The organism is Pseudonocardia sp. 73-21, assembly GCF_001899645.1.
Taxonomy (GTDB): domain Bacteria; phylum Actinomycetota; class Actinomycetes; order Mycobacteriales; family Pseudonocardiaceae; genus Pseudonocardia.
On record NZ_MKVV01000051.1, the window covers coordinates 1 to 10,949 of the forward strand.

Sequence of the window (10,949 nt, forward strand, 5' to 3'; positions counted from 1 at the left end):
GACCACGGCCACCCGATCCCGCTGGCCTACCAGGGCGCCCCGGTGCCCAGGAAGATGAACCAGCTCGGCGTCGGGGGCGCCCCCGTCGCCGGCTCGCTGCTCACGCCGGACCCACCGGACCAGAGCTCGCCGGCCCGGCGACAGGAACCCCGGGCCCACGCCGCCGGCACTCCCGCCCTGCCCCGGGGCTGACCATGGCCGGTTCGCGATGAGTACCCCGGGTCGGGAACCCGCACAGACGGTCGCACCAGGCGGCGCGGGCACCGCGGGGCCTGCCCGATACCGCCTCTGCGGGCAGCGTCCCGATCCCGGGCCACACCGCGTGCCGGGACCGGCAGAACCACTCGACCCCGTGCTCCGCTCCCGAGCGGCGGCCCATCAGCGGTGGCACAGCCTCCCGACGACCGCCGGGCACCACCGTGCTCAGTGACGACGACCGACACGCCCTGGCCGCTATCGAACGCCGCCTGCTCGCCGCCGATCCCGCCCTCGCACGTCGATGGGCGGCCACCGCGGCGAACGGTTCGAGGAGAACGGCTTCGGACACCACGCAACGCTGCAACTACGCAGGTGTGATCGCCCTGTCCCTGATGCTGCTGACCGCAGGCGTCGCCTTGCACCTGCCCGTCACGACCGCGCTCTGCGCGGTCGTGGCTCTCGCCGCCCTCGTGCTGCACGCTCGACGCCACGAGCACCACGACCCGGGGCCGGGCGCCGGCTAGGTCCTCACCTCCCCCGGCCAGCAACATCACAGCGCATGATCCGCCGCACAGTGCCGTTGCGCAAACGGTGCGCAAGCGCAACAATAGTCACGTTGTTCGAGCACGACGTGGAGTGGAGGACCGGATGAAGGTCGCAGACATCCTGCAGCGCAAGGGTGACACGGTGCACACCATCTTCTCGTGGAACACGGTGGCCGAGGCGGTCACACGACTGGCAGGCCCGCCGGCGATCGGGGCGCTGGTCGTCTGCGACAACGCCCACGGCCACGTGGACGGCATCGTCACCGAACGTGACATCATCCGTGCCCTGAAGGATTCGCACGGGCCGGTCGGCGAGATGGCCGTGGCCGACGTGATGAGCCGGTACGTGCCGGTGTGCTCCCCCGAGGACACGTTGGCGCACCTGATGGCGCAGATGACCCGCTCCCGGCAGCGCCACCTCCCTGTGGTGCGCGACGGAGCATTGTGCGGGCTGGTCAGCATCGGCGACGTGGTCCGCCACCGGGTCGAGGAGATGCAGCTCGAGGCCGACGTCCTGCGCGACATGTACCTGGCCCATCGATGACCCGGCCCGGACACCACAGCGACCCGGCCGACACCGCAACGGCACGTCCTCCCGTCCACGACACCCGCTGGCGGGACCGGATCGTGGACCTGCATGTCCTCGCCGAGAACGGCGACCACGACGCCGCCGCGACCGCCCGGCGCTGGCTCGACCGCGACATCGAGGCCCGCCGGGTCTGGGACGAGGTGCAACGAACCTGCGACCGGATCCGCTCCGTGTGATCCGCCCGGGCTCCAGCCGCTCAGCCGGCTGATCCCGCGGACGGCGGTCGTTGTGCCAGATCGCGGCGGTCAGACCGAGTAGTCGCTGGTCGACCCGCACGGCGACACCGGTGCCGGCTCGCCCGCCGCGTCTTTCGGGATCGAGCTGCCCCGCCACGGTGTCGTGGATCGACCCGATGGTCTGACGGCGGCCAGGACCGAGACCACGACGTGGCGCTCGTCGGCCTTCGCGCCGGTCGCACGCCCGGCGTCGTCCTACAAGTGGCCGATCGGCCCACGTGCGTGTGCTGTAGCACAATGATTGCGTCCAAGCATACTCGTGTTCCGGGATGGGTACCCGCTATCTGGTGGCCGACAGACAGGCCTCCGTGACGGCGAGGAGGGCGCAGACAATGTCATCGCGCTGGGACGAAGGCGGGGATGTCCTGGACCCCGTACATCTCGACGGTCTGGTCGATGCTGTCGTGGATCGGCTCCCGGTGATCCTCACCGAGGTCCGGGAGATGCTCGAGCAACAGCATCCGGACTATGCGGGGTTTCTCGCCGGTGAGTTCGACGAGGTCCTGGGCGCGGCGCGGCATTGCGTGCTCCGGCTGCTCGGAGGCCCCGGTGCCGATCCGCGACGGGCGGGCATGGAACACGCACTGTTCGCGCAGATCGGGCGGATGCACCACAGCCAGGGTCAGCCGGTGACCGCGTTGCTGGGCGTGTACCGGGACGGCGCGGCCATCGCCTGGTCGCACGTGGCCCAGCTGGCAGTGCAGGGCGGTTACCCGGCCGACCTTCTGGTCGCGGTGGCCGGAAATCTGTTCAACGCCGTCGAGCATCTCGCGCAGGCCACGCTGGAGGGTTACCTGGAGGAGCACCCGAGCACCGAGCAGTCGCACGCCCGCGACGAACTGCACGCTCTGCTGCTCTCGGGTCGCGCGGACCTGCCGTCGGTGCAGGCCCAGGCGTCGCGGGCGGGATGGGTGCTGCCCCGAACGGCCGCGATCGTCCTCGTCGACCCCGACCGCGACGGTCTGCAGCGGATGGCCCGCTCCCCGGGGCAATGCCTGACGGGATGGCATGCCGGCGCCCCGGTGAGCATCGTCGCCGACCCGCAGGGCCCCGGGCACCGCACACGGCTGCGCACGGAGCTGACCGGCGTCGGCGCGGTCATCGGGTCGACTGTGGCGATCGAAGCCCTGCCCGCGACGCTGCCCCTCGCCGAGCACGCCTCGCGGCTGGCGCAAGCCGGGGTGCTGCCCGCCGACCCGGTGTTCGTCGACGAACACCTCGACACCCTGATCGTGCACCGCGACCCGCTCGCCCTCGCAGCGCTGCGGGAGCGCTGCCTGGCGCCATTGGACGGGCTCACCCCGCCCGCGCGGGACCGGTTGATCGACACCCTGCGTTGTTGGTTGACCCACATGGGCGAGCGGGCTGCGATGGCCGACTGCCTGCATGTGCACCCGCAGACCGTGCGCTACCGGATGCGGAAGCTGCGCGAGGTCTTTGGCCCCGCCCTCGACGACCCCGCCCACCGGGCCGCGCTGACCCTCGTCCTCGTCTGGGGAGCACCAGCCTCCGACCTGCCGCCCGACCCGGTCGTCGGCCGCGACCCCCTCGGCTCGGATGTCCTGCCCGGCGCGCCTCTCTGAGATCGGGTCGTGGAGATCGGGTCCTGGGTACGGTCGCGTCCAGGCATCGCCGTCGCAGCCTACGCCGCAGTGTCGGCTTGCCGCGCATTTCACGATGCGTCCACCGGGCGGGGGAGCCGCGTGAGGTCGCTGCTGGTGATCGCCCGATCGCCGCCGCGGCGGTGGCCCCGCCCTCGGCGACGACAGCGCCCCGGCCCGCCGCGCGTCGACCGCCCCGGACGGGTGGCACGTCGGCTATGGCGCGCGCGTGACGACGTCGCTGATCGACACCCGTGGGCCGGTGTAGAAGGGAGTCTCGGCACGGACGTGGCGGCGGGCCCCGACCCCGCGCAGGTGGCGCATCAGCTCCACGATGCGGTGCAACTCATCGGCCTCGAACGCGAGAATCCACTCGTAGTCGCCCAGCGCGAACGCCGGCACGGTGTTGGCGCGCACGTCGGGGAACTCGCGGGCGGCCCGGCCGTGTTCGGCGAGCATCCGCCGCCGCTCGGGAGCGGGCAGCAGATACCACTCGCGGGAACGCACGAACGGGTACACGCAGACGTAGCGCCGCGCAGGCTCGCCGGCGAGGAACGCCGGGACGTGGCTCTTGTTGAACTCCGCGGGCCGGTGCACCGCGACCTGGCTCCACACCGGCACCGACGCCCGACCCAGCCCCGTACTGCGGCGCAGGTCGGTGAGCGCGGACTGCAACGTCGCGACCTCGTCCGCGTGCCACCACAACAGGTAGTCGGCGTCCGCGCGTAGCCCGGCGAGGTCGTAGACGCCGCGGGCGGTGACCTGCCGGGCGGGCAATCCGTCGAGGAAGGTGCTCGCCTGTCGCGCGGCGGAGATCCGGTCCACCCCGAGGCGGCCGGGTCGGATCCGCAGGGCCGACCACATGCTGTAGCGGATCGTGTCGTTGAGGCGGTGGTGGTCGGGCCGGGTCACCTCACCCATAGTGCTCACTGATGTGCATATGCGCCACCATTGCGTAATAGCAATGTTTATCTCCAGTCAACTCTCGCGCACCCGCAGGTCCGGTGGGCAACGTGCCGCGATCCGCAGGTCCTGATCGCAATCGTGCGATCGGCATGACCACCCTCAGGTCGGGTCCGCGGTGCCACGACGACGCAGTAGTTGCTGGCCCAGAGCGGCCAGGGTGAGCCCGGCGCAGACCAGCAGCGCGACGGTGCTCGCGGCGAGCGCGGCGGGGATCATCAACAGCAGGGGCAGCACCACCGGGGCGACGGGGAACCAGGCCGCCCAGCCGGACTGCGGCACACCGCGATGCGGCACGCCGCGTGCGCCCCGGTCGAGGCGTCCACCGATCGACTCGAAGCGCCGAGCCAGGTCCGGGTCCTCGCAACACAGGCCCTGTTCGATCTGTCCCAACCATCTGCGTTCCCGCTCGCTGAGCACCGGACCTCCCACCGTCATCACTTCGTGACCGTCGAGTACCCGCCTACCGATGCGCTTACACAACAGTTGCTATCCAGCATAGACCTGTTTGGGCCGGCGAGCGCGGCCGCAGCTGGCGGCGCAGCCGGTCCGGTCACATGCGGTTCAGCTCCCGTCGGCTACGGGCCAGCGCGTGCATCATCGCAACCGTTGCCGTTACCCTGCGGGGGCTCGTTGGATGTGGTGGTTCGGTGAGGAAGGTCGGCGGCATGGGTGTGCGGACGTGGATCGAGGGCTGGCCGGCGTACCGGCAGATGACCACCAACGACCCGTTGGGACGTGGCACCGCGGTGAAGTCCGACGGCAGCCGCGCCCTGGCGCCCCGAACGGTCTCCGCGGACCGGGTGGTGAAGTCGGTGTGCCCGTTCTGCGCGGTCGGGTGTGGCCAGAACATCTACGTCGGCGACGAACGGGTCACCCAGATCGAGGGGGACCCGGACTCACCGGTGTCACGGGGCCGGCTGTGTCCGAAGGGATCGGCGTCCACGCAGCTGGTGACCTCCCCGAGCCGGGTCCAGACGGTGCGCTACCGGCGCCCGGGTGGCAGTGAGTGGGAGGACCTCGAGCTCGGCACGGCGATGGACATGATCGCCGACCGGGTGATCGAGACCCGGCGTCGGACCTGGCAGGACACCGACGAGAACGGGGTGGTGCTGCGACGCACCCTCGGGTTCGCCAGTCTGGGCGGGGCGACGCTGGACAACGAAGAGAACTACCTGATGAAGAAGCTCTATACCGCGCTGGGTGCGGTGGAGATCGAGAACCAGGCCCGCATTTGACACTCCGCCACCGTCCCCAGTCTGGGGACCAGTTTCGGTCGCGGCGGCGCCACGACGTTCCAGCAGGATCTGCAGAACTCCGACTGCATCGTCATCCAGGGCTCCAACATGGCCGAGTGCCACCCGGTGGGGTTCCAGTGGGTGATGGAGGCCAAGAAGCGCGGCGCGACGATCATCCACGTCGATCCACGGTTCACCCGCACCAGTGCGGTCGCCGACGTGCACGTGCCGCTGCGCGCGGGCAGCGACATCGCCTTCCTGGGCGGGCTGATCCGGCACGTGCTGGACAACGATCTGTGGTTCCGCGACTACGTGATCGCCTACACCAACGCGCCGATGATCCTGCGGGAGGACTTCCGCGACACCGAGGACCTCGACGGCCTGTTCTCCGGGTTCCATGAGGACACGCGTCACTACGACCCGTCGAGCTGGCAGTACGAGGGCGCCGACGTCGCTGCGGCGGCCGGTCAGCGTGACCAGTGGTCGACCATGACCGCCGACGAGCAGATCGGGAGCCGTGGCGAGAAGGCCCGCCGCGCGTCCGACACCGACCGTGGCGAGCAGGCGGGAAGCGGTGGCTCACCGTTCCACGGCACCCCGGAGCGCGACGACACCCTCCAGCACCCGCGGTGCGTCTTCCAGGTACTGAAGCGGCACTTCGCCCGCTACACCCCGGACAAGGTCGCCGACATCTGCGGCATCAGCGAGGCCCAGTTCCTTCAGGTCGCCGACGCCCTGACGAGCAACTCCGGGCGGGAGCGGACCAGCGCGTTCGTCTACGCGGTGGGTTGGACCCATCACACGGTCGGGGTGCAGTACATCCGCAGCGCGGCGATCCTGCAGCTGTTGCTGGGCAACATCGGCCGCCCCGGGGGCGGGATCATGGCGCTGCGTGGGCACGCCTCGATCCAGGGTTCCACGGACATCCCGACGCTGTTCAACATCCTGCCCGGGTACCTGCCGATGCCGCATGCCCACGAACACCTCGATCTGGAGTCCTACATCTCCGCGGACGCGGGGACCAAGGGCTACTGGGGCAACATGGACGCCTACGCGATCAGCCTGCTCAAGAGCTGGTGGGGTGACGCGGCCACCGCCGAGACCGGCTACTGCTTCGACTACCTGCCCAGGCTGACCAGCGGGCACTCGAACTACGACACCGTTCTCAAGCAGGTCGAGGGCGGTAGCGAGGGCTACTTCGTGGTCGGGGAGAACCCGGCGGTGGGAACGGCGAACGCGAAGATGAACCGGATGGGCCTGGCCAACCTGAAGTGGCTGGTGGTCCGCGACCTCCAGATGATCGAGAGCGCGACGTTCTGGCAGAACAGCCCGGAGATCGAGTCCGGGGAGCTGCGCACCCGGGACATCGGCACCGAGGTGTTCTTCCTGCCCGCGGCCGCGCACACCGAGAAGGACGGCAGCTTCACCAACACCCAGCGGATGCTGCAGTGGCACCACAAGGCCGTCGACCCGGCCGGGGACCAACGCAGCGAGCTGTGGTTCTACTACCACCTCGGCCGGATCATCCGCGACAAGCTCGCCGGGTCCACCGATCCGCGGGACCGGCCACTGCTGGATCTGACCTGGGACTATCCGACCACGACCTCCCCCGGCCGCCCGGACATCGCCGAACCTGACGCGGAGGCGGTGCTGGCGGAGATCAACGGCACCGGTCCGGACGGACCGCTGTCGTCCTACACCGAGCTGAAGGCCGACGGATCGACCCGGTGCGGTTGCTGGATCTACTGCGGCGCCTACGCCGACGGGACCAACCAGCCCGCCCGGCGCAAGCCCGGCTCCGAGCAGTCCTGGGTCGCGCCGGAGTGGGGGTGGGCCTGGCCGGCCAACCGCCGCATCCTCTACAACCGCGCCTCCGCCGACCCGGACGGGAAGCCGTGGAGCGACCGCAAGGCCTACGTGTGGTGGGACAGCGAGCACGAGAGGTGGACCGGGCACGACGTGCCCGACTTCCAGCCCACCAAGTCACCGACCTACCGGCCCGCCGCGGACGCGCAGCGCGAGGACGCCATCGGCGGCAACGAGGCGTTCATCATGCAGGCCGACGGCCGGGCGTGGCTGCACGTCCCGGCCGGGCTCACCGACGGACCGCTGCCGGCGCACTACGAGCCCGCCGAGTCCCCGGTGCCCAACATGCTCTACGGCCAGCAGGCCAACCCGGCCCGACAGGTGTACCCGCACCGGCTCAACCGGCTCAGCCCGTCAGGACGCGAGCCCGGCGCGGAGATCTTCCCGTACGTGTTCACCACCTACCGGCTCACCGAGCACCACACCGCCGGCGGGATGAGCCGCTGGCTGCCCTATCTCTCGGAGCTGCAGCCGGAGTTCTTCTGCGAGGTCTCCCCCGCCCTCGCTGCAGAGCGCGCGTTGACCCATCTCGGGTGGGCCACGATCATCACTCCGCGTGGGGTGATCGAGGCCCGGGTGCTGGTCACCGAACGGATGCGCCCGATCCGGGTCGGCGGACGCACGTTGCACCAGATCGGGCTGCCTTATCACTGGGGCGCCAATGGCCTGTCCACCGGTGACTCCGCCAACGAGTTGCTGCCGATCACGCTGGACCCCAACGTGCACATCCAACCGACCAAGGCCGCGAGCTGCGACATCCGGCCCGGTCGCCGCCCCACCGGGGCGGCCCGCAATGCGTTGGTCGCGGAGTATCAGCGCCGGGCCGGGATCACCGACGAGACCGGTACCACCGCCGTCACCGGGCACCCCGGTGATTCCCGTTCGAACGGAAAGGCCGGATCGTGACCTTCGATCTCGATACCCGACTGGCCGGACCGCTGGCCGACCCCGCCGGGGAGGCCGGTCATACCGACGCTCCGCCACGGATGGGGTTCTTCACCGACACCTCGGTGTGCATCGGGTGCAAGGCCTGTGAGGTGGCGTGCAAGGAGTGGAACGCTGTGCCCGCCGCGAGCACGGGTGAGCAGTCGACCGGGCCGGGCGACCTGTCCGGGATGTCGTATGACAACACGGTCGGGCTCGGCGGGTCGACGTGGCGGCACGTGGCGTTCGTCGAACAGACCGGGCCGCCGCCGGTCGACCTCGGGATGCCCTCGGTGCCTCAAGGCGCCGACGAGGGCGACCGGGAGATGCGCTGGCTGATGGCCTCGGACGTGTGCAAGCACTGCACCCATGCCGCCTGCCTCGACGTGTGCCCGACCGGGTCACTGTTCCGCACCGAGTTCGGCACGGTCGTGGTCCAGGAGGACATCTGCAACGGCTGCGGCTACTGCGTGCCCGCCTGCCCCTACGGGGTGATCGACATCCGGCCCGAGGACGGCCGGGCCTGGAAGTGCACGCTGTGCTACGACCGGCTCGGCGCCGGGCAGGAACCGGCCTGCGCCAAGGCCTGCCCGACCGACTCCATCCAGTACGGCCCTCTTGACGAGCTGCGCGCGACCGCCGCCACGCGGCTCGCCGACCTGCACGACCGCGGTATGGAGAAAGCCCAGCTCTACGGGCACGACGCGAACGACGGGGTCGGCGGCGACGGCGCGTTCTTCCTGCTCCTGGACCGCCCCGAGGTCTACGGGCTGCCCCCCGACCCGATCGTCACCACCCGCGACCTGCCCGAGATGTGGAAGCACGCCGCTCTCACCGCGGCCGGTGTCGTCGTCGCGGTCGCCGCAGCGTTCATCGGGGGCCGGCGGTGAGCCGCCGGGAGAAGCTCGCGGTCCCCCCGGCGACCGTGGAGCCGGCACCGGATTTCGACTCCTACTACGGGCGCCCCATCCTCAAACAACCCACCTGGAAGGTGCCCGACGTCCCGCTGTACCTTTTCAGCGGCGGCCTCGCCGGCGCGTCCGCGGTTCTCGCCGAGCTCGCCGCGGCCACCGGCCGCCCGGCCCTGAGCCGTGTCGCCCGGTTCGGCGCAGCCGGAGGGGCGCTGGCCGGGACCGGGCTGCTCATCCACGACCTGGGCCGGCCCACGCGGTTCCTGCACATGCTCCGGGTGATCAAACCGACGTCGCCGCTGTCGATCGGCACCTGGATCCTGTCGCCGTTCTCCGCGCTCAGCCTCGCCGCCGCCGCATCGACCCTGACCGGGATCGCCCCCGTCCTGGGACGCGTCGCGGGCGTGGGCGCGGCCGCGCTCGGCGGCCCGATGACCACCTACACCGCGGTGCTGCTGACCAACACCGCCATCCCGGCCTGGCACGACGCGCACCGCGAGATGCCGATCGTGTTCGCCGGCAGCGCGCTGGCCGCAGCCGGTGGCCTCGCCATGGTCGGCTCCCCCACCGGGGAGAACACCCCGGCCGTCCGGCTCGGGATCCTCGGCGCAGCGGTCGAGCTCACCGCCGCCGCCGTGCTGCGGCGACGGCTGGGGTTCATCGGCGAGCACTACCACACCGGCCGGGCCGGAGCCTGGATGCGCGGCGCCCGCGCGCTGTCCGCGGCCGGGATCCTCGGCGGGCTACTCGGCCACCGGGTCCGGGGTATGTCCGCAGCCGCCGGGGCGGCGCTGCTCGCCGGGTCGGTCGCCACCCGGTTCGGGGTCTTCGAAGCCGGCCGGGCCTCGGCCGCCGACCCCCGCGACGTCATCGTGCCCCAGCGGGCCCGGCTCGCCGCACGCGCGGACAACAGCACACCGCTCGCTTCGACACCGCCCTCTTCGACACCGCCCGCATCGACACCGCCAGCATCGCCCCCACTCGCGGCGGCGCCCCCGGCCTCGTGACCGCGCACGGCGTACCCACCGACTCGCGGTGCCCTCCCCCACCACGTCCCGCCGGCGCGATGCCGTGATGGGTGTCCGGGGGTGGGTCGCCGTGCGGCTGGCCGTGCTGGCCGGTGCCCTGCTGGCCGGTGTGGGCGTGGCCGACCACTACCTGGGCGGCCTCGGTGGGGTGGGCGGGGTGTGGCTCACCGCGACCCTGGGCCCGACCGCGTACGTGTTCCTCGCCCACCCCACCAGCGTCACGGCCCGGCTGCGCAACGCCCTGATCGGACACGGCGTCGCGGTCGGTGCCGGCGTGGCGGCGCTGGCGCTGTTCGGGCTGTGGAGTTCGCCGGCGGTCACCCAGCTCGACCGGGAAACCCTCCCCCAGGCCGGCGCGCAAGCCCTCTCCATCGCGCTCACCGTCGCCCTGCTCACCCTGCTCGGCGCCCATCACGCCCCCGCCGCGGCCACCACCCTGCTCGTCGCCAGCGGCATCGCCCGCCCCGGCCCACCCCTCTACGGCCTGCTCATCGGCCTGGGCATCGTCCTGCTCCTCGGACCGCTTCTCGCCCGAGTCCCCGGGCTGCGCCCCGAGACCGCCACCGAGTACCGGGACCGGACCGGGTGACACCGTGCGCATGGATCCGCCCACTCGAGCACACGGGGGATGCGGGAATGCAACTGTTGCGGCACACTTTGCGTGCGACGTGGCGACCGGCCACGACGCGGCGAACATGTCCCCCAGGCCGGAGGCTGACATGACCGACGTAGCTCCGAAGCCGATCACCAGCCGGCCGTATCCGGCCCGCCCGACGGTGAAGGGGTCGCGGCTGCTGCACATGCTGCACACGACCGACCCCAAGGACATCGCGATCCTGTACCTGGTCAC

At 71.3% G+C, this 10,949-nt stretch carries 11 protein-coding genes and 1 pseudogene; 9 read left to right on the forward strand and 3 right to left on the reverse strand.

The genetic code is table 11. The features are described 5' to 3' along the window. The 4 genes and pseudogenes from BGP03_RS16650 to BGP03_RS16665 form a co-directional block, all read left to right on the forward strand. A pseudogene (locus tag BGP03_RS16650) lies at window positions 1-192 on the forward strand (cytochrome b); the annotation flags it as partial. A 227-nt stretch (window positions 193-419) separates the two neighbouring features. After that, window positions 420-722, forward strand: coding sequence for a DUF3040 domain-containing protein (locus tag BGP03_RS16655; RefSeq protein ID WP_296367097.1), 303 nt, complete (start codon window positions 420-422; stop codon window positions 720-722). Window positions 723-846: 124 nt separating this feature from the next. Further along, complete coding sequence (locus BGP03_RS16660) at window positions 847-1,287, forward strand: CBS domain-containing protein (RefSeq protein ID WP_296367095.1); 441 nt, start codon at window positions 847-849, stop codon at window positions 1,285-1,287. Continuing rightward, window positions 1,284-1,508, forward strand: a complete 225-nt coding sequence (locus tag BGP03_RS16665) for a hypothetical protein (RefSeq protein ID WP_296367093.1) — start codon at window positions 1,284-1,286, stop codon at window positions 1,506-1,508. Before BGP03_RS16660 ends, BGP03_RS16665 begins: the two co-directional genes overlap by 4 nt. Before the next feature lie 395 nt (window positions 1,509-1,903). Here BGP03_RS16665 and BGP03_RS16670 read toward each other — a convergent pair whose 3' ends face one another. Continuing rightward, window positions 1,904-2,179: a hypothetical protein gene (locus BGP03_RS16670; protein ID WP_299736676.1), complete on the reverse strand. Its 276-nt coding sequence runs from the start codon at window positions 2,177-2,179 to the stop codon at window positions 1,904-1,906. Window positions 2,180-2,197: 18 nt separating this feature from the next. On the opposite strand from BGP03_RS16670, the gene BGP03_RS16675 reads away from it, so the two are divergent. Further along, window positions 2,198-3,151 carry a helix-turn-helix domain-containing protein gene (locus BGP03_RS16675; protein ID WP_298796371.1) on the forward strand — a complete coding sequence of 318 codons (954 nt, stop codon included), beginning with the start codon at window positions 2,198-2,200 and terminating at the stop codon, window positions 3,149-3,151. 234 nt (window positions 3,152-3,385) lie between these two features. Here the strand turns inward: BGP03_RS16675 and hemQ are convergent, their stop codons facing one another. After that, window positions 3,386-4,081 (reverse strand): hydrogen peroxide-dependent heme synthase, encoded by a 696-nt coding sequence (gene hemQ / locus BGP03_RS16680; protein WP_298796369.1) that lies wholly within the window; start codon window positions 4,079-4,081, stop codon window positions 3,386-3,388. Between the two features lie 153 nt (window positions 4,082-4,234). After that, the gene (locus BGP03_RS16685; RefSeq protein WP_296367087.1) at window positions 4,235-4,570 is read right to left on the reverse strand and encodes a DUF3040 domain-containing protein; all 336 of its coding nucleotides are present in this window, start codon (window positions 4,568-4,570) and stop codon (window positions 4,235-4,237) included. Between the two features lie 230 nt (window positions 4,571-4,800). Here BGP03_RS16685 and fdh point away from each other — a divergent pair, with 230 nt between their 5' ends. The 4 genes from fdh to BGP03_RS16705 all read left to right on the forward strand — a co-directional run bounded on the left by fdh (window position 4,801) and on the right by BGP03_RS16705 (window position 10,688). After that, on the forward strand, window positions 4,801-8,142 hold the full coding sequence (gene fdh, locus BGP03_RS16690; protein ID WP_296367086.1) for a formate dehydrogenase: 3,342 nt from the start codon (window positions 4,801-4,803) through the stop codon (window positions 8,140-8,142). Window positions 8,143-8,222: 80 nt separating this feature from the next. Beyond that, the gene (locus BGP03_RS16695) at window positions 8,223-9,050 is read left to right on the forward strand and encodes a 4Fe-4S dicluster domain-containing protein (protein WP_296367099.1); all 828 of its coding nucleotides are present in this window, start codon (window positions 8,223-8,225) and stop codon (window positions 9,048-9,050) included. After that, entirely contained in the window at window positions 9,047-10,078 is a 1,032-nt protein-coding gene (nrfD, locus tag BGP03_RS16700) for an NrfD/PsrC family molybdoenzyme membrane anchor subunit (protein WP_298796367.1), read from the forward strand. Before BGP03_RS16695 ends, nrfD begins: the two co-directional genes overlap by 4 nt. A gap of 28 nt (window positions 10,079-10,106) precedes the next feature. Further along, a complete protein-coding gene (locus tag BGP03_RS16705) occupies window positions 10,107-10,688 on the forward strand; it encodes an HPP family protein (RefSeq protein WP_299736680.1) in 582 nt (193 codons plus the stop codon). Window positions 10,689-10,949: the final 261 nt, after the last annotated feature.